Annotated in this window: 26 protein-coding genes and 1 tRNA gene; 19 read left to right on the top strand and 8 right to left on the bottom strand. The window is 69.6% G+C overall.

The features are described from left to right. Positions 1 to 3 precede the first annotated feature (3 nt). Positions 4 to 342: a hypothetical protein gene (locus ACWDR4_RS36160; RefSeq protein WP_450414758.1), complete on the top strand. Its 339-nt coding sequence runs from the start codon at positions 4 to 6 to the stop codon at positions 340 to 342. Positions 343 to 411: 69 nt separating this feature from the next. Next, entirely contained in the window at positions 412 to 543 is a 132-nt protein-coding gene (locus tag ACWDR4_RS36155) for a hypothetical protein (protein WP_450414757.1), read from the top strand. Between the two features lie 57 nt (positions 544 to 600). Here ACWDR4_RS36155 and ACWDR4_RS36150 read toward each other — a convergent pair whose 3' ends face one another. Next, complete coding sequence (locus ACWDR4_RS36150; RefSeq protein WP_450414756.1) at positions 601 to 2,082, bottom strand: recombinase family protein; 1,482 nt, start codon at positions 2,080 to 2,082, stop codon at positions 601 to 603. Between the two features lie 133 nt (positions 2,083 to 2,215). Between ACWDR4_RS36150 and ACWDR4_RS36145 the strand changes: the two genes are divergently transcribed. Together ACWDR4_RS36145 and ACWDR4_RS36140 are read left to right on the top strand one after the other, a co-directional pair. After that, a complete protein-coding gene (locus ACWDR4_RS36145) occupies positions 2,216 to 2,512 on the top strand; it encodes a type II toxin-antitoxin system VapB family antitoxin (protein WP_003999914.1) in 297 nt (98 codons plus the stop codon). 145 nt (positions 2,513 to 2,657) lie between these two features. Continuing rightward, complete coding sequence (locus ACWDR4_RS36140) at positions 2,658 to 3,284, top strand: LytR C-terminal domain-containing protein (protein ID WP_450414814.1); 627 nt, start codon at positions 2,658 to 2,660, stop codon at positions 3,282 to 3,284. 109 nt (positions 3,285 to 3,393) lie between these two features. On the opposite strand, the gene upp is transcribed toward ACWDR4_RS36140, so the two are convergent. Then, positions 3,394 to 4,029, bottom strand: a complete 636-nt coding sequence (gene upp, locus ACWDR4_RS36135; protein ID WP_450414754.1) for a uracil phosphoribosyltransferase — start codon at positions 4,027 to 4,029, stop codon at positions 3,394 to 3,396. 129 nt (positions 4,030 to 4,158) lie between these two features. Here upp and ACWDR4_RS36130 point away from each other — a divergent pair, with 129 nt between their 5' ends. From ACWDR4_RS36130 to ACWDR4_RS36085, 10 genes are all read left to right on the top strand, one after another. Then, positions 4,159 to 4,365 carry a hypothetical protein gene (locus ACWDR4_RS36130; protein WP_450414752.1) on the top strand — a complete coding sequence of 69 codons (207 nt, stop codon included), beginning with the start codon at positions 4,159 to 4,161 and terminating at the stop codon, positions 4,363 to 4,365. A 263-nt stretch (positions 4,366 to 4,628) separates the two neighbouring features. Next, positions 4,629 to 5,183 carry a tRNA adenosine deaminase-associated protein gene (locus ACWDR4_RS36125; protein ID WP_389349119.1) on the top strand — a complete coding sequence of 185 codons (555 nt, stop codon included), beginning with the start codon at positions 4,629 to 4,631 and terminating at the stop codon, positions 5,181 to 5,183. A gap of 62 nt (positions 5,184 to 5,245) precedes the next feature. After that, positions 5,246 to 5,692, top strand: a complete 447-nt coding sequence (tadA, locus tag ACWDR4_RS36120) for a tRNA adenosine(34) deaminase TadA (RefSeq protein WP_450414750.1) — start codon at positions 5,246 to 5,248, stop codon at positions 5,690 to 5,692. Between the two features lie 73 nt (positions 5,693 to 5,765). Beyond that, positions 5,766 to 5,850, top strand: a tRNA-Ser gene (locus ACWDR4_RS36115). An 84-nt stretch (positions 5,851 to 5,934) separates the two neighbouring features. Then, complete coding sequence (locus ACWDR4_RS36110) at positions 5,935 to 6,111, top strand: hypothetical protein (protein WP_450414748.1); 177 nt, start codon at positions 5,935 to 5,937, stop codon at positions 6,109 to 6,111. A gap of 43 nt (positions 6,112 to 6,154) precedes the next feature. Then, on the top strand, positions 6,155 to 6,448 hold the full coding sequence (locus tag ACWDR4_RS36105; protein ID WP_450414747.1) for a Dabb family protein: 294 nt from the start codon (positions 6,155 to 6,157) through the stop codon (positions 6,446 to 6,448). A gap of 172 nt (positions 6,449 to 6,620) precedes the next feature. Beyond that, complete coding sequence (locus ACWDR4_RS36100) at positions 6,621 to 7,532, top strand: RNA polymerase sigma factor SigF (protein WP_450414813.1); 912 nt, start codon at positions 6,621 to 6,623, stop codon at positions 7,530 to 7,532. Between the two features lie 341 nt (positions 7,533 to 7,873). Beyond that, positions 7,874 to 8,791, top strand: coding sequence for an RNA polymerase sigma factor SigF (locus ACWDR4_RS36095; protein ID WP_450414745.1), 918 nt, complete (start codon positions 7,874 to 7,876; stop codon positions 8,789 to 8,791). A 95-nt stretch (positions 8,792 to 8,886) separates the two neighbouring features. Next, positions 8,887 to 9,639, top strand: a complete 753-nt coding sequence (locus ACWDR4_RS36090; protein ID WP_450414743.1) for a hypothetical protein — start codon at positions 8,887 to 8,889, stop codon at positions 9,637 to 9,639. A gap of 40 nt (positions 9,640 to 9,679) precedes the next feature. Next, positions 9,680 to 10,348 (top strand): hypothetical protein, encoded by a 669-nt coding sequence (locus ACWDR4_RS36085; RefSeq protein WP_450414741.1) that lies wholly within the window; start codon positions 9,680 to 9,682, stop codon positions 10,346 to 10,348. Between the two features lie 116 nt (positions 10,349 to 10,464). On the opposite strand, the gene ACWDR4_RS36080 is transcribed toward ACWDR4_RS36085, so the two are convergent. Continuing rightward, complete coding sequence (locus tag ACWDR4_RS36080) at positions 10,465 to 11,019, bottom strand: GntR family transcriptional regulator (RefSeq protein WP_450414740.1); 555 nt, start codon at positions 11,017 to 11,019, stop codon at positions 10,465 to 10,467. A 45-nt stretch (positions 11,020 to 11,064) separates the two neighbouring features. Further along, positions 11,065 to 11,262: a hypothetical protein gene (locus ACWDR4_RS36075; RefSeq protein ID WP_369029032.1), complete on the bottom strand. Its 198-nt coding sequence runs from the start codon at positions 11,260 to 11,262 to the stop codon at positions 11,065 to 11,067. A gap of 202 nt (positions 11,263 to 11,464) precedes the next feature. Here ACWDR4_RS36075 and ACWDR4_RS36070 point away from each other — a divergent pair, with 202 nt between their 5' ends. From ACWDR4_RS36070 to ACWDR4_RS36060, 3 genes are read left to right on the top strand one after another with little or no spacing between them, the layout of a single operon-like run. After that, positions 11,465 to 11,935 (top strand): MarR family winged helix-turn-helix transcriptional regulator, encoded by a 471-nt coding sequence (locus ACWDR4_RS36070; protein WP_450414738.1) that lies wholly within the window; start codon positions 11,465 to 11,467, stop codon positions 11,933 to 11,935. A 52-nt stretch (positions 11,936 to 11,987) separates the two neighbouring features. Next, the gene (locus ACWDR4_RS36065) at positions 11,988 to 14,462 is read left to right on the top strand and encodes an MFS transporter (RefSeq protein ID WP_450414736.1); all 2,475 of its coding nucleotides are present in this window, start codon (positions 11,988 to 11,990) and stop codon (positions 14,460 to 14,462) included. 6 nt (positions 14,463 to 14,468) lie between these two features. After that, positions 14,469 to 15,323: a YceI family protein gene (locus ACWDR4_RS36060; RefSeq protein ID WP_450414734.1), complete on the top strand. Its 855-nt coding sequence runs from the start codon at positions 14,469 to 14,471 to the stop codon at positions 15,321 to 15,323. Between the two features lie 14 nt (positions 15,324 to 15,337). On the opposite strand, the gene ACWDR4_RS36055 is transcribed toward ACWDR4_RS36060, so the two are convergent. Further along, the gene (locus ACWDR4_RS36055; protein ID WP_450414733.1) at positions 15,338 to 15,751 is read right to left on the bottom strand and encodes a hypothetical protein; all 414 of its coding nucleotides are present in this window, start codon (positions 15,749 to 15,751) and stop codon (positions 15,338 to 15,340) included. Positions 15,752 to 15,914: 163 nt separating this feature from the next. Here ACWDR4_RS36055 and ACWDR4_RS36050 point away from each other — a divergent pair, with 163 nt between their 5' ends. Beyond that, entirely contained in the window at positions 15,915 to 16,388 is a 474-nt protein-coding gene (locus ACWDR4_RS36050) for a PPOX class F420-dependent oxidoreductase (RefSeq protein ID WP_450414732.1), read from the top strand. A 130-nt stretch (positions 16,389 to 16,518) separates the two neighbouring features. Further along, entirely contained in the window at positions 16,519 to 16,647 is a 129-nt protein-coding gene (locus ACWDR4_RS36045) for a hypothetical protein (RefSeq protein ID WP_450414822.1), read from the top strand. A 72-nt stretch (positions 16,648 to 16,719) separates the two neighbouring features. Here the strand turns inward: ACWDR4_RS36045 and ACWDR4_RS36040 are convergent, their stop codons facing one another. The 3 genes from ACWDR4_RS36040 to ACWDR4_RS36030 all read right to left on the bottom strand — a co-directional run. Then, a complete protein-coding gene (locus tag ACWDR4_RS36040; RefSeq protein ID WP_450414731.1) occupies positions 16,720 to 17,130 on the bottom strand; it encodes a RidA family protein in 411 nt (136 codons plus the stop codon). Positions 17,131 to 17,219: 89 nt separating this feature from the next. After that, positions 17,220 to 17,984: a TetR/AcrR family transcriptional regulator gene (locus ACWDR4_RS36035; RefSeq protein ID WP_450414729.1), complete on the bottom strand. Its 765-nt coding sequence runs from the start codon at positions 17,982 to 17,984 to the stop codon at positions 17,220 to 17,222. Positions 17,985 to 18,052: 68 nt separating this feature from the next. Next, a partial coding sequence (locus ACWDR4_RS36030) for a transposase (RefSeq protein ID WP_450414728.1) occupies positions 18,053 to 18,362 on the bottom strand: 310 nt, incomplete at its 5' end.

Raw genomic sequence — 18,362 nt, 5'->3', positions numbered from 1 at the left:
CCCGTGAGCACCGTCGCACCGCAGGCCCTCGGTCCCGCCCGTCGGCGTGCCTGGCTGCGGGCGTTCGTCCTGCTGCTCGCCCTGTCCATGCCGGGCGGGCACGCGGGCGCGCAGACGGTGCCCGTCTCCGTGGCGGCGGCCGAGAGCGGCTCGGCGGTCTTCGAGTACGACGTCCTGGACACCGTGCTGCGGCCGGTGACACGGGGCACCGGCCGTTCCGTCGTACCACTGCGGCCCGTACCCGCCCCGGCCCCGGGTCGCACCGCCCGGCCCCTGCCGACCCACACGCCGCCCGCCTCCCCTTCCCTGCGCGCCCCGCGCTCGGTGGTCCTGCGCTGCTGACAGAACCGGCTCCCCGGTCCATCAGTCAGTCACTCCGTACGACATACGGGACAGGACAGGAACACCGTCATGGCGATCGACCCCTACGCGGTCCTGCGCGCCCTGCTGCGCGCCGAGGCCGTACGCAACGCACCGAAAGCCCAGGTACCTCAGGTGAAGGAAGCCAAGCCGCAGCAGACCCCGAAGGAGCCGGGCCACTGACCGGACGGCGGGGGCGGGACCCCGGTGGCTACCGCCTCCGCCGTGCCGCCTGCCCCGTCACCCACGGGACAGCGACCCGGCCCAGGTGAGAGTCGTTCGACAACCGGCGTCGTACGGCTCCCACTTGTTGCCTCGCGCCAACGCCTTGGCCACCTCGATGCGGTCGACGAAACAACGCAGAAAGTCACGCTTCTCGGTCAGCGGTGCCGATGGCCACCCGCCTGCCCCGTACGCTCTCGACTTGCTCAGCAGATCTGCAGCCGAACCGAATCGGGTACCGGCCGAGACAAGAAGCTCCACCGCTCCCGGTTGCCCCCCGTCGGCACGAGCAACCTCGGAGAGGACTCGCCGGGCCACGTACTCCTCAAGATGCGCGCGCTTGATGCTGTTCCCTCCGTGGTGTCCCCCCGTCGCCCCTTTGGGCCGGGAGCAGCGGTACGAGGCGGTGGCGCCCACGGTGCCGTTGCTGACCATGGTCGCCCCGCACACGCAGTGAAGGACACCCAGTCCACTCAGGAGAGAAGCAGACCTCGGACCGCCCGTCCCCGGCCCTCTCGTGTCCAGCCAGGACTGGAGCCGCTCCCAGTCGTCGATGTCGAGGACGGGCTCATGGCTCATCACCGGCATCCGCGTCTGCGGGTCCACGAGGCTGCGGTACCCGACGACAGAGCGCCGGGCCCTGGCGCCGTCCGCCGACTGCGGACCGTAGACCGGCTCCACCACGTGCCCGATCAGCCGTGGATCCCTCAGGATCCGTTTCAGCGTGGACACCTCCCAGAGTGACGGCCCACGTCTGCCCTCCACCGCGGTGGAGCCTCCGGCACGCCACTTGTCAGAGAGCCGTGCGGTCTTCGTCCGCACTCCCGCCGCGTTCAGCTCCGCGCAGATGCCCGACAGCGAGCCGGGGTGACGTTCCCCGCCCGACACCTCTTCATCCTTGTGGGCAAGGATCCGGCGTACGACATCGCGAATGACCTCGGCTTCCTCCGGCACCACGATCAGTTGCCGAATCGTCAGTCCGTCCCTGCGGGCCTCGGTCACCGCGTATCCGAAAGGGGGCACACCGCCGACCCATGACCCTGCTTCCCGCAGGACCCGCTTCGTGTCGCTCACGTGACGCGCCCGGTTCACGCTCTCCTGATGTGCCGCCTCCAGGTGTCGGACCAAATCCTCCGTAGCGCCGGGGCCGTAAGCGCCTTCGGCCACCGAGACAACCGTTACGCCGAGCCCGTGGAGTCCGGCGGCAAGAGACCGGGCGGCATCCGCGTCCTGCCGGGTCAGACGGCTCAGATAGTTGACGACCACCACGTCCGCGCGGCCGTTCCGCACATCGGCCAGCATGCGCTCGAACTCCGGGCGGACTGAATCCGCGCGGTACGCCGAAACCGCCTCGTCCACGTACGCGCCCTCGTAGCGGTAGCCACGCGCGATCGCCTCCGCGCGGCACGCGGTGAGCTGCGCCCGCACGGACCCGGACGACTTGTCCGGTCGGCCGAGACTCTGCCGCACATACCCGACAGCTGTTTTTCGATCATCCATAGGGGGAATGTGCCAGCAACCAGATCACACCCACCCCTTTTGACCGATATTGGCCATGATCTGCACGCAGTTGCCTTGCACAGCCCAAGCCGGGAAGCTGCGCCCGGAACGTCTGGACCGGTAGGCTTTCCGTGTGATCTTCAAGCGCATCGGAAACGGCCGGCCGTACCCCGACCACGGCCGGGAAAGCACCCGCCAGTGGGCGGATGTCGCGCCGCGCCCGGTCCGCCTCGATCAGCTCGTGACGACCAAGGGCCAGCTCGACCTGGAAACCCTGCTCGCCGAGGACTCCACGTTCTACGGCGACCTCTTCGCGCATGTCGTGAAGTGGCAGGGCGACCTGTATCTGGAAGACGGTCTGCACCGCGCGGTCCGGGCGGCCCTCCAGCAACGCCAGGTGCTGCACGCCCGCGTGCTGGAACTGGACTGACGGCCCTTCCCGGCCCTCTTTCACTTCTTTCACTGGCCTTATTGGCCCTTTCGGGTACTACCCGGGCCAGGTCAATGATCATTTAGTAGGCATCACCGTCCGGGCGCACTACGCTGCGCCCATGAGCATGCTGACTCCCCCCGGAATGGGCGGCCAGTACCGCATCACGGGGGACAAGTACCCGCGGATGCGCCGACCCCGGGGACGCCGCAGATTCGTGCTCGGACTCGTGGCCTCCGTCGCCGCCCTCGGCCTGATCGGCTGGGGCACCCTGCAGCTCATCGACGTCTTCACCGGCGGCGGCAGCAAGGCAACGGCAGCGGGCGCCAAGGCGGACTGCGCCACCAAGGCGACCCCCTCGCCCACGGCGACGACCGCCTCCAGGACCCTGCTGAAGCCCGGCCAGATCACCGTCAACGTCCTGAACGCCACGCCCCGCAGCGGCCTCGCCAAACAGGCGGCGGACGAGCTGAAGAAGCGTGGTTTCCGCATCGGGGACATCGGCAACGCGACCAAGGCCTACGACAAGAAGATCGCCGGCGCCGGAATAGTGCTCGGCGCGAAGTCGGCCGCCCAGGCCGCGCTGCCCGTGCTCGGCACCCAGCTTGCCGGCGCGCAGCTGAAGACGGACGCGCGGGCGTCGGCGACCGAGGTCGACCTGCTCATCGGGACGAAGTTCACGGCGCTGACGAACAAGTCGGAGGCCGACCAGGCGCTGGCCGCGCTGACCGCTCCCGCACCGGCGCCCTCCAGCACCCCGAAGGGTTGCTAGACGCACACTCCGCTGAAACGAGCCGGCGATGTGTTGTCCGTCCGGCTGCGGCGCCGTCGTGGCTGGTCGCGCAGTTCCCCGCGCCCCTTTGGGGCGCTCCTGCTCGGGGCTACTCGGCTGCGCCGTACAGGCGGTCTCCTGCGTCGCCCAGGCCCGGGACGATGTAGCCGTGCTCGTTGAGGCGCTCGTCGATCGAGGCCGTCACTACGGTGACCGGGGTGCCCGCCAGCTCGCGTTCCATGACCTCGACGCCCTCCGGGGCGGCCAGCAGGACCACGGCCGTCACGTCGTCGGCGCCGCGCTTGATCAGCTCATGGATCGCCGCGACCAGAGTGCCGCCGGTGGCGAGCATCGGGTCGAGGACGTACACCTGGCGACCGGAGAGATCCTCCGGCATCCGGGTCGCGTACGTGGACGCCTGGAGCGTCTCCTCGTCGCGCACCATGCCCATGAAGCCCACCTCGGCGGTCGGCAGCAGCCGGACCATGCCGTCCAGCATGCCGAGACCGGCCCGCAGGATCGGCACGACCAGCGGGCGCGGGTGGGACAGCTTGACGCCCGTGGTCGAGGCGACCGGCGTCGTGATGTCGACCTGTTCGGTCCGCACGTCGCGCGTGGCCTCGTAGGCGAGCAGGGTGACCAGCTCGTCGGCGAGACGGCGGAAGGTCGCGGAGTCGGTGCGCTGGTCGCGCAGCGTGGTGAGCTTGTGAGCGACCAGAGGGTGGTCGACGACGTGAAGACGCATGGCCCTAACAGTAGCCGTGCTCCTGTGCGGGGGCTCAGCTCCCCGATCACCCTTCCGCTGGCATCAAACCGCCCGACGGAGGGAAAGTGGGAGGGATGGACCAGGGGGGACGGACTGGGGTGTCTGCCTATGCCTGACCGCGAACCGAACCGGGAACCCGCCCGGGAACCCCGGGAACAGAAATCGTCGGAGACCGAGGCCGAGCGGCGTCGGCGCCGGGCCGTCTTCCTGCGCGAGCTGACCGAGGCGCGCGAGTTGCGCGACCGTGTCCAGCCCCGCCGCGCCAAGACCGCCCGTCTCCGCCACGCCATGCGCATGCGTACATTCCGCTGGTAGTACGCGCGTTGAGGGGGTGGCCGTGCGGGGGCGGCCGGGGAAGCCGGTTACGATCCGCTGGTGGCGGCAACGAGAGCGCTGGTGAAGGGCTCGGCCGACAAGCGATCAAAAGAGCCGGACACAGGGTGCCGAAGACGTCCCCTGAACGCTCCGTTTCTGCCACGATTCCGAGTGGGTGGGGCTCGGCGCAGAGCATTCCCCACCCAAAGCCTCCGCCGGGGGGACCCCCAACCGGCACGCCTAGGACCAGTGGGAGAGTCACGGTGTACTTCGCCGCACTGCTCGCGCGCACCGAAGACGGGTGGGAAGCGAGCGACACAGAACTCGACGATGTGGAAACCCTGTCGGACCTGGCCGAACTGGCCCGTGAAGCCTCCCCCGAGGACGACACGGTGCTGGTGCTCATCGAGCAGGAGGACGCCTGGTTCGGCGTCGTCCGCGTCGACGGCGAGGACGACCCCCGGATCTACGTCTCGGACGCCGCCGCCGCTGCCCGTAGCTCGTACGGCGAGATCCTGCTCACGGCCGAGCTGCTCGGCCGCGATCCGGACGCCGACGAGACAGATCTGGACGCCCTCGACCTCGACGGCACCGAGGACGGTGAGTCGGACTCCGGTCCGGCCACCGGCTCCGCCGACGACGACGAGGACGACGACACCTCCGCCGAGGCCGTACCGCACGGCCCCGTCGGCGACACCGAGATCCTCGACGACCTCGGTGTCGGCGAGAAGGAACTGCGTGCCCTGGACGCCGACGACGCGCTGAGCGCGATCGCCGACGCCCTCGGAGCGTCGGAGGTCCTGGAGACGGTGCGCTGAACGAAGAGGGCCTGACCGTCGAGGGGCCGCCCGACCCCGTACGTGATCCATGGCGGGCCGCGATGCGGCTCGCCATGGCCGAGGCCGAGCGGGCCGTCCTCGGCGGTGACGTCCCCGTCGGTGCCGTCGTCCTGGCCGCCGACGGTACGACCGTCCTCGCGACCGGGCACAACGAGCGCGAGGCGACGGGCGATCCGACCGCGCACGCCGAGGTCCTCGCGATCCGGCGGGCCGCGGCCGACCTCGGGGAGTGGCGGCTGTCCGGCTGCACGCTCGTCGTGACGCTGGAGCCCTGCACGATGTGCGCGGGCGCCCTCGTGCAGTCCCGGGTCGACCGGGTCGTCTACGGCGCCCGCGACGAGAAGGCGGGCGCGGCCGGCTCCCTCTGGGACGTCGTACGCGACCGCCGCCTCAACCACCGCCCCGAGGTGATCGGCGGCGTCCTCGCGGACGACTGCGCGCGCCTCCTGACCGACTTCTTCCGCAACTCCTCCCGACACGACCGCTGACCTCGGCCGCATCGTCGAGGATCAACGAATACGGATTTCAGACCACGCCGTACCGTGCTGTAAGGTCTCTCTCGGTAGCGTGTCCGAGCGGCCGAAGGAGCTCGCCTCGAAAGCGAGTGTGGCGCAAGTCACCGAGGGTTCAAATCCCTCCGCTACCGCTGTAGAAGGGCCTCGCCGGACGGCGGGGCCTTTCGTGCGACATCAGTCGGGTGGGGTCTGGTCGGTTCCGAGGGGAGGCCGCGGTGGCGGTGAATTCGAAGAAGATAGCCGTCTATGTACTCGTGGTCTTCGTGCTGTACGTGATCATCACGGACCCGTCGAAGGCGGCCGACTACGTCCAGATGGCGTTCGAGGGAATCTCGAACGCGGCGAGTGCCATAGGGGACTTCATGACCTGGATCGCCGACGGCGCCAAGTGACAGTCCCGGGGTACGGGGAGTACGAGAAGTACAGGGAGTACAAGTGATCCGCCATCTGGTCCTCTTCAAGCTCAACGAGGGCGTCCAGCGCGACGAACCGCGGGTCGTCGCGGGCGCCGACGCCTTCCGTGCCCTGTCCGGCCGGATCGACGAACTCCGCTTCTGGGAGTGCGCCTGGAACATCACCGACCGCCCCATCGCCTACGACTTCGCGATCAACTCGGCGGTCGACGACGCGGACGCGCTCAAGCGGTACCTGGAGCACCCGGACCACCAGGCAGCCGCCGCGCTCTGGCGTGAGTTCGCCACGTGGGTGATCGCCGACTACGAGTTCTGAGCCGAGCACGGAACCGGCCCCGCGAACTGGCCCCGCACCGGAAAGGTGCGGGGCCTTTTCGCGTCTTATGCACCAACCCTCCCTCAACACGGTGTTATGGGGTGCTTGCACACAGTGCACATGTCTTGTGATGCTATGACCGCTTTTGACGGATGAGTTGACCGATGAAGAGGTGGCGTTGACCGTGTCGGCCAGTACTGCGCCACCCCAGGAAGCCGCACCACAGCAGGCCGCCCCCGCGCAGGCCGCACCACCGCAGGCCGCAGCGCAGGAGGCCACCCCCCTGGAGGTCGCTCCCCAGGAGCCCGCCCCACAGCGCAGCCGCGGCGCGGACACCCGGGCGCTCACCCAGGTGCTCTTCGGCCAGCTCAAGGTGCTGGACCCGGGTACGCCGGAGCACAACCGCGTGCGGGGGGCGCTCATCGAGGCGAACCTCCCGCTCGTGCGCTACGCCGCCGCCCGCTTCCGCTCCCGCAACGAGCCGATGGAGGACGTCGTCCAGGTCGGCACCATCGGGCTGATCAACGCCATCGACCGGTTCGACCCGGACCGGGGTGTGCAGTTCCCGACGTTCGCGATGCCGACGGTCATCGGCGAGATCAAGCGGTACTTCCGGGACAACGTCCGCACGGTCCACGTACCGCGCCGGCTGCACGAGTTGTGGGTGCAGGTCAACGGGGCGACCGAGGATCTGACGACGGCGTTCGGGCGTACCCCGACGACCGCCGAGATCGCGGAGCGGCTGCGGATCTCCGAGGACGACGTGCTCTCCTGCATCGAGGCCGGCCGCTCGTACCACGCGACCTCACTGGAGGCGGCCCAGGAGGGCGACGGCCTGCCCGGTCTGGTCGACCGGCTCGGCTACGAGGACCCGGCGCTGGACGGCGTGGAGCACCGCGACCTGGTCCGCCATCTCCTGGTCCAGCTCCCCGAGCGCGAGCAGCGGATCCTGTTGCTGCGTTACTACAGCAATCTCACCCAGTCTCAGATCAGCGCGGAACTGGGTGTCTCCCAGATGCACGTGTCCCGGCTGCTGGCCCGCAGCTTCGCGCGACTGCGCTCGGCGAACCGCATCGAGGCGTAGGGCCTGTCCGCGGGCCTAGCCGCAGGCCTTGCCGCAGGAGTCACACGAGTCACCAGGGGGCGGTCCGGGGACAACCGGACACAGGATCGAGACGTCACCTGGGAGAGCGAATCGCCCAGTGGCGTACTTCCTGACAGTTCTGGGGTGAAAAACCGTCAGACCCCCTCTTTCCAGGGCTGTTTCGTGTCTTACATGTCGACATGTCACTACAGCGTGTTGCCGACATGTGACATTCTGCCGGAAGAGCGTTTGCCGTGGCTTCGGCTCCGGTATTCAGGTGAAGGCTGCGTTCCTCAGACGGGAGCGTCCGCCGCGACCGTCCGCGACCCAAAGGGGGTGGCATGTCCGCAGACCAGGGCAGCTCGAAGGTGCTCACGCTCACGAAGAGCGAGTCGGCGCCCGCCGAGCTTCACGACGTCCCGGCCCTCGTAGTGGAGGTCGAGGCAGAGGCAGCCCCGGCCGTCCCGGCCCTCCCGCCGGCTCCGCCGGCCACGGGAGCCATCGACACCCGCACCCTGTCCCGTTCCCTGTTCCTGCGGCTCGCCGCCCTCGACGAGAACAGCCCCGAACGTGCGTACGTCCGGGACACCCTCATCGAGCTGAACCTCCCCCTCGTGCGCTACGCGGCGGCCCGCTTCCGCTCCCGCAACGAGCCGATGGAGGACATCGTCCAGGTCGGCACCATCGGTCTGATCAAGGCGATCGACCGCTTCGACTGCGAACGCGGCGTCGAGTTCCCGACGTTCGCGATGCCGACGGTCGTGGGCGAGATCAAGCGGTTCTTCCGCGACACCTCGTGGTCGGTGCGCGTCCCGCGCCGCCTCCAGGAGCTGCGTCTGGCCCTCACCAAGGCCAGCGACGAGCTCTCCCAGAAGCTGGACCGTTCGCCGACGGTCCCCGAACTCGCCGTGGTCCTGGGCGTGTCCGAGGAGGACGTCGTCGACGGCCTCGCGGTCGGCAACGCGTACACGGCCTCGTCCCTGGACTCCCCGGCCCCGGAGGACGACGGCGGCGAGGGCTCCCTGGCCGACCGCCTCGGCTACGAGGACACGGCGCTGGAGGGCGTGGAGTACCGCGAGTCCCTCAAGCCGCTGCTGGCCAAACTCCCGCCGCGCGAGCGCCGGATCATCATGCTGCGCTTCTTCGCCAACATGACCCAGTCGCAGATCGGCGAGGAGGTCGGCATCTCCCAGATGCACGTGTCCCGCCTCCTGACCCGGACCCTGTCCCAGCTGCGCGAGGGCCTGATCTCCGACTGAGCCGACGGCCGAGCCGGACGGCCACCGGCCCGCCGGCTCGGCGCGATCCCCGTCCAAGGGTTCACTTCTGACGAGGCATCAGCGACGATGTCGCGATGCTTCGACCGACGCGCACGCATGCCCGCCGGGGCACCCTCGCCCTGACCACCTCGGCGGCCGTCGCAACCTGCGCTCTGGCAGGGCTGTTGGTGGCCTGCGCGGGCGGTGACGGACAGGACGAGGGGTACGTCGCGGTCGAGCGCCCGGCGATCGGCGGTACGGCGGTCGCTCCCACCGGGGAGGTGACGTTCGTACCGCTGGAGGGACGCGAGCGGGCAACGGCGCCCGACTCGCCCCCGGTTCAGCAGAGCCGGCCACGCGAATCCACAACGGGCCCCGGATCACCGGCTTCTGAGGACGAGGGCGGCAACTCCGCCCGTACGAGCACGAGTTCCCCGTCGACGACGCCGAACCCTGCGCCCGAGCCTGCACCTGCGCCTGCGTCCACTTCGACGTCGACACCAACACCGATACCAAAACCGGTACCGTCCCCGCCCGTTGGCCCCGCCCACCTGACCACGGATGCGCCCGTACGCGAGGCCACGGACAAACGCTGGTGCGAGAAAGTGACGCTCGCCTTCCACAACACCGGTGGCACACCGGTCCGTTCGGGCACGGTGACCTTCGGCACGCACATCATCGACCTGCTCGGCATCGACTGGGCGACGATCGAGTCGAGGGTGGCGCTTCCTGTGCCGATCGGGGCGGGGGAGACGAGGGAAGGGTCCTGGACGGTGTGCGTGGACGCGTGGCGGGTGCCTTGGGGGATGCGGGTGGAGACGCGCGTCGTCGGGGTGGAGTGGGGGTAGGGGCGACACTGGTGTCAGAGGCATCCGGTTGGATGAGCCCGTGACTGTCCATGACGTGGCCCGCCGGCTTCCCACCATCGCCGACCTGCGGGACCTGTGCCGCTCCCTTGCGATGCTCGATGCGATCCTGAGCCCGGACTGGGAAAGTCGGTACTACTCGTTCAACGCCGCTTGGGCTGAAGGCGAGGAGATGGCCTCGATGCGCAACGGGTCGGGAGACGAGTACTCCATCGTGTTCTCGGCGGCCGGAGCCTACGTACGCGGCTTCGATCACGAATCGCCGATGAGCCCGTATGGCAACGACGGCGAGCCGTGGCCAGGAGTGATCGACGACGTTCCGGGTGTCTTCAAGCCCTTCGTCGAGGAAGCAGCGTTCACCGACGAGGACGGCGTGCCGGTCGCGACGGCTTGCATGTGGCGAGAGGCAACGGACAATCAGTGGCACCACGGCACGATCGACTTTCCTCCGGACCGTGCCGACCCTGACGGGGCCGCGGGTCTGTTCGAACTCTTGGTCAACCGCTCCCCTGAAGCGTTCCAGCGCTTCGCCGAGGACTACTACGAGGTCTCTGTGGACCTGGGAGCGGTGAGTGACGTGTACGCCTTGCGCCCACTGGGCCAGGAACTCGTGTCATCGCTGAACGCGCAGGTCGACCTGGCGGACCTGGCCCAGGACATCTCCGAGATCGGATATCCGCAGCCCCGCTGAAGGTCGGTCCGGTTCTCAGGCACCAGGGTCGGCCTTGCTCCGGCGGCCTGCTCGGCCCGGTCGCTCAGCCGGCCGTCGCGATGAGGCGTCGAGGCTGCGGTGCGGTGGGGGGCGAGTCAACCGATCCGCAGTTCGTAGCGCAGCCGTTGCCCATGGGCCGGCATCGTCATCAGGTCGGCCTGTAGGGGGTGGTCCTCGGCGTCCAGGGTGAGCCGGGTCAGCCGTAGGACGGGGGCGTCGGGGCCGATGCGCAGCGCCTGTTGCTCCGCCGCGTTCGGGAGCCCGGCCGTCACGTCCTCTCGTACCCGCACGCCCACGTGTCCGAGCCGCGCGAGCAGGGTGACGGCCCCGCCGGGGATCTTGGCGACGCCGGCCAGCCCGGTGCCGCCGGCGATGTGCGCGGGGTAGTAGGTGTCCGTCAACTCGCAGGGCTCGCCGTCGAGTTCGATGACCCGACGGCGTACGACCACGGCCTCGCCCTCGGGGACGCCGAGCAGGCCGGCGACCTCGTCGGAGGCCGGCACCTCCCCCGCGTGGACGATGCGCTGGGTTCCCCGGCGCCCTTGCGCCGCGGCCTGCTCGCTCCAGGCGTCGCCCTGCCCGTTCGCCCGAGGCGCCAGATAGGGCATGGAGGTGCTGACCCAGTCGTCTCCGTCGACTCCGGGGTCCATCGGCGTACGTCCTGGCGCCGCTGCCTCAGCTCTACTTCTTCAGCTCTACTTCAGCGCCAGCCAAGCCACCGCGGCGACAACCGCCACGGCGACGACCACGCCGATGATCAGGCCGATGCGGGGGCCCGCCGGGGCGGGTGCCTGGCGGCTGCCGCCCTGGGGGGTCTCGTCGACGAACGCTCGGAACATCTGGGTGCTGCCCGCGGGGTCGTAGTTGCCCTCGGGGCCCTGGGTGTTGGCCATGGTGGGAGACCCTAGCGAACCTGGCGGGGCTCACCCAAGTGGGGCCCCTTCCTCACCGCTCCCACCTGCGCGTTTACGTTCGCCAATACTTGCCTTTGCCAAGTTTTTAGTCCGCCTCCTCCCTATTTAATTTGCCTGTAGCAACCAATCTTTTCTATGGTTGCCCCAAGCAACGAATAGAGGGCCCAACTCAGGGGGTGTGATGGCCGAGCAGGCGCAGTACGAGGAGTTGGTGCGTCAGTTCAGTGCCTTCGGGGCCGTGAAGCGGGAGTTGGGGCGGATCATGCCGCCCGAGTGTCCCGGCGGTTCCGCCGCCGTGCTGACGCTGCTCGACCGGCACGGGGACATGCGGATGAGCCGGCTCGCCGAGCTGCTCGCCGTCGACATGTCCGTCACCAGCCGCCATGTCGCCCACGTCGCCGGGCGCGGCTGGATCGAACGGCTCCCCGACCCCGCCGACAAGCGCTCCCGCATCCTGCGGCTGACCCCTTCCGGGCACGCGCAGATCGGTGAGCTGTCGCGGCGGACCACCGAACTGCTCGCCCACCGGCTCGCCGACTGGAGCGACGAGGAGGTCGGACAGCTCGTCCGGCTCATGGCGCGGCTCCGGGACAGCTTCGGCGCCCACGCCCACGCCCACCCTCACGCCCACCAGACGACGCAGCACACGTAACAGCAGCAACACACAGAAGACGTACACGCGCGGAAACAGACAAGGAAGCTCAATGGCAACGACCACACCAGCCGGTGTGCGGGCTCACGCCAAGCACGGGGGAGGCTCCCACGGCTCCGCCGACGGCGCGCCGATGTCGCACCGGCAGATCATGGAAGCGCTGACCGGACTGCTGCTCGGCATGTTCGTCGCGATCCTGTCGTCGACGATCGTCTCCAACGCTCTGCCCGACATCATCAAGGACCTCGGCGGCGGCCAGAGCGCCTACACCTGGGTCGTGACCGCGTCGCTGCTCGCGATGACCGCGTCCACCCCGCTGTGGGGCAAGCTCGCCGACCTCTTCTCCAAGAAGCTGCTGATCCAGCTCGCGCTCGTCATCTTCGTGCTCGGGTCGGCCGCCGCCGGACTCTCGCAGAACGCCGCCATGCTCATCGGCTTCCGTGCCGTGCAGGGCATCGGCATGGGCGGTCTGTCGGCCCTCGCCCAGATCATCCTCGCGGCGATGATCTCCCCGCGTGAGCGCGGACGCTACAACGGCTACCTCGGCGCCACCTTCGCGACCGCGATGGTCGGCGGCCCGCTGATCGGCGGTGTCATCACCGACACCAGCTGGCTCGGCTGGCGCTGGTGCTTCTACGTCGGCGTGCCCTTCGCCGTCATAGCCCTCATCGTGCTCCAGCGGACCCTGCACCTGCCCGTCGTGAAGCGCCAGGCCAAGGTCGACTGGACCGGCGCCTTCTTCATCACCGCGGCCGTCTGCCTCCTGCTCGTCTGGGTGACCTTCGCCGGCGACAAGTACGACTGGGTGTCCTGGCAGACGTACGCGATGCTCGGCGGCACGGTCGCGCTGCTCGGGATCTTCGTCCTCGTCGAGTCGAGGGCCAGCGAGCCGATCATCCCGCTGCGCCTCTTCCGCAACCGCACGATCACCCTCGCCTCGCTCGCCTCGCTCTTCGTCGGCGTCGCGATGTTCGCGGGCACCATCTTCTTCAGCCAGTACTTCCAGCTGGCCCGCGACAAGTCGCCGACCATGTCCGGCGTCATGACGATCCCGATGATCGGCGGCCTGTTCGTCGCCTCGACCGTCTCCGGCCAGGTCATCACCCGTACGGGACGCTGGAAGGCCTGGCTGCTCGCCGGCGGTGTGCTGGTGACCGCCGGGCTCGGACTGCTCGGCACCCTGCGCTACGACACCCCGTACTGGCACGTCGCCATCTACATGGCCCTGCTCGGGCTCGGCGTCGGCATGATGATGCAGAACCTGGTGCTGTGCACGCAGAACCAGGTCGACCCCTCCGACCTGGGCGTCGCCAGCTCCGTCGTCACCTTCTTCCGGTCCCTCGGCGGCGCGATCGGCGTCTCCGCACTGGGCGCGGTCCTCAGTCACCGCATCGCCGACCACCTCAAGGACGGTCTGACCACCCTCGACCCGAAGTACGCCTCGGCGCTCTCCGGTTCGACCTCCAACACCATCCCCGACCTCGACTCACTGCCCGGGCCGCTGCGCACGGTCATCGAGGGCGCGTACGGCCACGGCATCGGCGACGTCTTCCTCTACGCCGCCCCGGCCGCCCTGCTCGCGCTCGTCTTCTCCGTCTTCATCAAGGAGGTCCCGTTGCGGACGAAGGGCGCGTTGGCGCTGGCTGCGGAGGCCTCGGGGGCCGCTGTCGAGGAGAAGGGTGCCCCTTCAACTCCGGTCACGGAGACGGAGCCGGCGGCCGTCGCCGTCGCCACGGTTGCTGCCGACTCACCCGCCGCCCCCGCCGGGATTCCGGTACGCGGTCACGTGCGCGGGGCCGAGAGCGCGCCCGTTCCGCAGGCCGCCGTCACGCTGATCTCCCTCTCCGGACGTCAGCTGGGCCGCGCGGTCGCACAGGTCGACGGCGGCTACGCGCTGGACGCGCCGGGCACGGGCTCGTACGTCCTGATCGCCTCGGCGGACGGGTTCCAGCCGCAGGCCTCGACCGTCGTCGTGAACGGCGAGCCGGTCTCGTACGACATCCTGCTCAGCGGCACCAGCGGGCTCGGCGGGCTGGTGCGGGCCACCGAGTCGGGGTCGCCCGTCAAGGACGCGATGGTGATCGTGACCGATGTGCGCGGGGATGTGCTGGCCACCGGGACCACCGGTGAGCAGGGCGAGTTCACGTTCGCCGAGCTGGTGCCGGGTGTCGTCACCGTCGCCGTGAACGCCGCCGGGTACCGGCCGCGGGCGCTGCCCGTCGAGGTCGGCGGCGCCGGGGTCACCCGGGTCGAGGTGGAACTGGCGTCCGGGGCGCACGTCCAGGGTGTCGTACGGGCGCCGCACGGGCCGCTCGGGGACGCGCGGGTCACGCTCGTCGACGCGGCGGGCAACGTGGTCGGCACGTCGACGACCGGTGCGGACGGGGCGTACGCCTTCACCGATCTGGACAGCGGCGAGTACACGGTCATCGCGACCGGCTACCCGCCGGCGGCCACCGCCCTGACCGTCACCGGCAACGGAACCGACGGCCACGACATCGAACTCGCCCACCCGGGCGGGGAGTAGCGGGACATGGGCCTCAACGCACGGGTTCGTACCCGTGACGGGTGGGCGGTCTCGCACGCCGTCGTCACCGTGACCGACATGACCGGGCAGCAGGTGCTGCGGGCCGGGGCCGACGCGGACGGGGTCGTGCGCGACGCGACCCCGCTCGCGCCCGGCGCGTACACCGTGATCGTGACGGCCGTCGGGTACGCGCCCACCGCGTCCAGTGCGATCGTCACCGCTGGGGGTACCCCCTCTGGGGGAGGGCGTACCGAGGTCGGGACCGTCACCCTCGCCCGGCTGGGCGGCGGCGCCGAACTGCCGCCGCCGGGGGCGTGGACCGTCGACCCGGCCCACTCGTCCGTCGGGGCGGTCGCCCAGCACCTGGGCATCTCCAGCGTGCACGGGCGGTTCACCGAGTTCACGGCGACGATCGAGATCGCGCCGGACGAGGTCGCCAAGTCCCGGGTGGAGGCGGTGATTTCGGCCGCCTCGATCAATACGGGGAACGCGACGCGGGACGATCACCTTCGGTCCCCCGACTTTCTGGACGCCGAACGGTATCCGGATGTCACGTTCCGCTCGACGGGGCTCACCCCGGCCGCCGGGACCGACCGCTGGACCGTCCACGGCGAGCTGAGCATGCGCGGTGTCGTACGTCCGGTCGACCTCGACCTCGTCTACCTCGGCACCGGCGCCGACCCCTGGGGCGGCACGCGGGCCGCGTTCCGGGCGACGACCGAGCTGCGGCGCGAGGACTTCGCCATGAACTACAACCAGGTGGTACGGGCGGGGATCGCGGCGATCGGTACGACGTTGCGGGTGGAGATCGAGGTTCAGGCGGTGCAGGGGGTGCAGGGGGATGCGCTGCCGACGGTGTAGCTGATGGAGCCGGGCTAGAGGAGGCGGAGCAGGCGGGGCGGGACGAAGAGGTGCCGGGCTCGGTGCTCCTCGGCGTTCATCACGGCCGCGGGCATCCAGTCGGGCCGTCCCTCCGCCTTCACCAGGGACTCCTGGCGTTCGGCGCAGGTTCCGCAGCCCGGATCCCACGGGGGCAGCAACTCGGCGTGCGCGTCGGCGAGATGACGGCCGAGCCTGATCTGCGTTCCCAGGACGCTGTCGGTGAAGTCCCAGTCGACGGAGGCGTCCTCGGCCGTCAGCCCGGCCACTTCGGCCTGTACGTGGCGCATCTCCTCGTAGAGCCGGACGCAGTCGGCGCAGTCCCACATCCAGTCGGGGAGAAGGGGCCACTGGTCTGCGGCGCCGTCGTTCTCGCCGTCGTTCTCACGGTTGCTCGAACCGTTGTCCATCCGCTCCCCGCCCCCAGGCTTCCGTTGTCCGTCCGCTCGGATCCTTCTCCAGAACCGGCCGGTCTCACTCACAGCCGTACGTGCGACCTGTTCTCCGAACCACTCGAAGCCCGCACTGGCCTGTCCGGCCGGCCCTGCGACCCTCTGCGCCTAGGCTGGCCGTATGGCACCGAACATCGCTACGAACACCGCCGTGTCCCTGGACGAGCTGCTCGACTTCGTGCGGCCCCGCCACCGGGCGATCCTCCTCACCCGGCGGGCGGACGGCTCCCCGCAGGCCTCGCCGCTGACCTGCGGGGTCGACGACTCGGGGCGGGTCGTCGTGTCGACGTACCCCGAGCGCGCCAAGACGCGCAACGCCAAGCGGGACGAGCACGTCAGCCTGCTCGTCCTGAGCGACGACTGGAACGGGCCGTGGGTCCAGATCGACGGTACGGCGGAGGTCGTCGACTCCCCCGAGTCGGTCGAGCCGCTCGTGGAGTACTACCGGAACATCGCGGGGGAGCATCCGGACTGGGACGAGTATCGCGCGGCGATGGTGAAGCAGGGGAAGTCGATCATTCGGGTCACGCCGGTGAAGTGGGGGCCGGTGGCGACCGGTGGGTTCCCGGCTCGGTTGGTGACCGGGGAGGCGTAGGCAGCACGAGCCCGGTTGAGTTCGCCCGGCTCAGATTCGAACGGGGCTCCTTTCGTTCGGATCGCCCATCGAGTTGTGCACTCGCCGTGTTCGGGTCTTGGTTCACTGCGCGCCGACAGGACCACATGTGGTGCGCGAACAGAAGCTGAAGGCCGGGGTCGGCTTCAACACCGCCGTGGTCCAGCTCGTCGACCACCTTCGGGAAACGCAGCTGAGTGACGACGGCGCCGGGGCCAACGAACTGGCGGGTCGGATGTAGGAAGCCCGGTCAGCCCTCTACCCACTGTGCGCCGACGACACCGCCGATCTCGCCAGGACGTAGTCTCCGTTCTCAGTCAGGCAGCGCCACAGTGAGATCCACCTCGACGAGCTGTCCGGAAAAGCCCAGCTGGGCGACGCCCAAGAGCGTGCTGGCCGTGGTGAACGCCGGACCCAGGTCAGAGTCGGCGAGCCGACGCCACGCGGCTCCGAGAACGTCTCTCTCGTCGCTCCGCACGTAGATCACTGACCGCACCACGCATTGCGGCGGGGCACTTACCGCCGCCAGGGCAGCGAGCGCGTTCGCGACAACCTGGTCGATCTGTGTATCGAGAGAACCGGGCCCGACGAGGTCACCGCTCCGATCAAGCGGGCACTGCCCCGCCAGATAGGCCGTACGGCCTGCCTCCACCACTGTGATGTGGTGGTAGCCGGGCGTCTCATGCAGCTGCTCAGGGTTGATACGGGTGATCTTCTCAGTCATGTCCGCGAGTCTGACCGGCGTGGTGCCCGCACGCACCGCAATTTTGCCCACGGCAAGCACTCAGCCGCGACCAAGGTCAAAGAACAAGATCAGGCCCTGTCCACCATCGTCTCGATTCCTGCCACCAGCAGTTCCAGGGCGAAGTCGAAGTCCCGTTCTCTCATCTCCTCCACCGTGCCGCCGCCCCGCGCCGCCATCATGTCCGCCGACTCCTGGATGAACTCGGCGGTCTCCGGGGCGGCCCCGACCGCGCTCATGGCGTGCCGGAAGTAGGCGTCCTGGGTCATACCGGCGTCCGCGCAGCGGGCGATGAAGTGGCCCTCGACCGTGCCGAACCCGTACACGAACTGGAAGACGGCGGCGATGGCCCCCGTCAGTCCCCGCGGGGGCAGGCCGGTGCGGCGCAGCACTCGTTGGACGGCACGCGAGAATGCCTGCGAGTGCGGGCCGATGTTGAGGTAGGTCCCGGCGAGCGGCGACACCCAGGGGTGGCGGACCAGCAGGGAGCGGTACTCGCCGGCCAGCATGCGCAGTTGGTCGCGCCAGTCCTCGCCGTCGGTCTCCGGGTCGGGCAGGCGCAGTTCGGCGGAGGCCGCGTCGAGGGCGAGTTCGAGCAGGTCGTCCTTGGTGTCGACGTACCAGTACACGGACATCGGCGTCACGTTCAGCTCGGCGGCGAGACGGCGCATGGAGAACTTCGCCAGCCCCTCCGCGTCCAGCAGCCGCACGGTCACCTCGGTGATCCGGTCCCGGTCGAGCCCCGAGGGCTGCCCGCCCCGGCCACTGTTGCTCCGGCGCGTCTTCCCTTCGAGCCACACACTGGTCCGCGCAGGCCGTTCAACTGCCTTCGCCATGGCGCGCCTTCCAATACGTACGTTCACTTACAAAGATGCTAGGCCGCAGCCGACCCTAAGGGGTGCTTTCAGAAAGCGGGGTGTTTGCGGGCGAGGGTCATGCAGTGGGCGAGTTGGAGGAAGGCGTCGTGCATGTCGTCGCGTGCTTCCCACCGGATTCGCAGGCGGCGGGGGCCGTGGAGCCAGGCGATGGCGGACTCGGCGACCCACCGGACCTTTCCCAGGCCCGAGCCGTGCGGCTCGCCCCGTCGGGCGATCTTCGGTGTGATGCCGCGCTCGCGCAGGCGGCGGTAGATGTCGTAGTCGTAGCCGCGGTCGGCGTACAACGTGCGGGGCTTGCGCCGGGGCCGGCCCCGCTTGCCCCGCACCGGTCCCAGG

The sequence above is a fragment of the Streptomyces sp. NPDC000878 genome, from assembly GCF_053599695.1.
Note: the sequence above shows the minus strand (reverse complement) of the source record. Positions and strands in the feature narration are given on the sequence as shown.

What these genes read in the sequence shown, in the direction of transcription:
- ACWDR4_RS36155 (WP_450414757.1), top strand. Translation starts at nt 412, where the DNA reads ATGGCGATCGACCCCTACGCGGTCCTGCGCGCCCTGCTGCGCGCCGAG.
- ACWDR4_RS36150 (WP_450414756.1), bottom strand. Translation starts at nt 2,082, where the DNA reads ATGGATGATCGAAAAACAGCTGTCGGGTATGTGCGGCAGAGTCTCGGC.
- ACWDR4_RS36140 (WP_450414814.1), top strand. Translation starts at nt 2,658, where the DNA reads ATGGGCGGCCAGTACCGCATCACGGGGGACAAGTACCCGCGGATGCGC.
- upp (WP_450414754.1), bottom strand. Translation starts at nt 4,029, where the DNA reads ATGCGTCTTCACGTCGTCGACCACCCTCTGGTCGCTCACAAGCTCACC.
- ACWDR4_RS36130 (WP_450414752.1), top strand. Translation starts at nt 4,159, where the DNA reads ATGCCTGACCGCGAACCGAACCGGGAACCCGCCCGGGAACCCCGGGAA.
- tadA (WP_450414750.1), top strand. Translation starts at nt 5,246, where the DNA reads ATGCGGCTCGCCATGGCCGAGGCCGAGCGGGCCGTCCTCGGCGGTGAC.
- ACWDR4_RS36095 (WP_450414745.1), top strand. Translation starts at nt 7,874, where the DNA reads ATGTCCGCAGACCAGGGCAGCTCGAAGGTGCTCACGCTCACGAAGAGC.
- ACWDR4_RS36090 (WP_450414743.1), top strand. Translation starts at nt 8,887, where the DNA reads ATGCTTCGACCGACGCGCACGCATGCCCGCCGGGGCACCCTCGCCCTG.
- ACWDR4_RS36080 (WP_450414740.1), bottom strand. Translation starts at nt 11,019, where the DNA reads ATGGACCCCGGAGTCGACGGAGACGACTGGGTCAGCACCTCCATGCCC.
- ACWDR4_RS36075 (WP_369029032.1), bottom strand. Translation starts at nt 11,262, where the DNA reads ATGGCCAACACCCAGGGCCCCGAGGGCAACTACGACCCCGCGGGCAGC.
- ACWDR4_RS36070 (WP_450414738.1), top strand. Translation starts at nt 11,465, where the DNA reads ATGGCCGAGCAGGCGCAGTACGAGGAGTTGGTGCGTCAGTTCAGTGCC.
- ACWDR4_RS36065 (WP_450414736.1), top strand. Translation starts at nt 11,988, where the DNA reads ATGGCAACGACCACACCAGCCGGTGTGCGGGCTCACGCCAAGCACGGG.
- ACWDR4_RS36060 (WP_450414734.1), top strand. Translation starts at nt 14,469, where the DNA reads ATGGGCCTCAACGCACGGGTTCGTACCCGTGACGGGTGGGCGGTCTCG.
- ACWDR4_RS36055 (WP_450414733.1), bottom strand. Translation starts at nt 15,751, where the DNA reads ATGGACAACGGTTCGAGCAACCGTGAGAACGACGGCGAGAACGACGGC.
- ACWDR4_RS36050 (WP_450414732.1), top strand. Translation starts at nt 15,915, where the DNA reads ATGGCACCGAACATCGCTACGAACACCGCCGTGTCCCTGGACGAGCTG.
- ACWDR4_RS36040 (WP_450414731.1), bottom strand. Translation starts at nt 17,130, where the DNA reads ATGACTGAGAAGATCACCCGTATCAACCCTGAGCAGCTGCATGAGACG.
- ACWDR4_RS36035 (WP_450414729.1), bottom strand. Translation starts at nt 17,984, where the DNA reads ATGGCGAAGGCAGTTGAACGGCCTGCGCGGACCAGTGTGTGGCTCGAA.